At 48.1% G+C, this 678-nt stretch carries 1 protein-coding gene; it reads right to left on the bottom strand.

The features are described 5' to 3' along the window. A partial coding sequence (locus R7Q48_RS27795) for an efflux RND transporter permease subunit (protein ID WP_318133510.1) occupies positions 1-678 on the bottom strand: 678 nt, incomplete at both ends.

Raw genomic sequence — 678 nt, 5'->3', positions numbered from 1 at the left:
GCTTGAACTGTATTCAGCGTACCGCTAGGACGAATGACGAGGCTTTCACCATTCACCATAACTTCGCCAGCCGAAACCACGTTGTTTTGTTGGTTAAGCAAGCCAGAAACAACGTTCATGTCGAGATTCAGAGACGCAAGGCGGTCAAGCGAGATTTCAACGAACAACATCTCTTGCTGGTCTCCTGCAATGTCTACTTTGCCCACGCCATCAACCAGTTCGATTTCACGTCGTAGGTGGTCGGCATAGCGTTTGAGCTCGACATAGTCGTAATCGTCGCCCGTCAGCATCAACATCACACCGTACACGTCACCGAAGTCATCAATAATCTGCAGAGATTGCACACCTTGCGGTAAAGTTGGTTGCAGATCGTTGATTTTACGGCGCATTTCGTCCCAAATCTGTGGCAGTTCGTCTGGGCCGTAATCCATCTTCATACTGACCATGATCTGCGACATACCATTCGAAGAGGTCGACGTGATTCGATCAATGTACGGCAGTTTACGAATCTCTTTCTCAAGCGGATACGTTAATTCTTCTTCCACTTCTTTGGAGGTCGCCCCAGGATAAGTCGCGACAATCATCGCGTCCTTAATCGTAAACGCAGGGTCTTCTAATCGACCAAGCTCTAGGAATGAAGTCACCCCACCGATAGCAAGAATAACAATGAACAACCAA

It is taken from the genome of Vibrio sp. 378, assembly GCF_033339435.1.
This window is presented reverse-complemented; position numbering and strand designations above follow the sequence as displayed.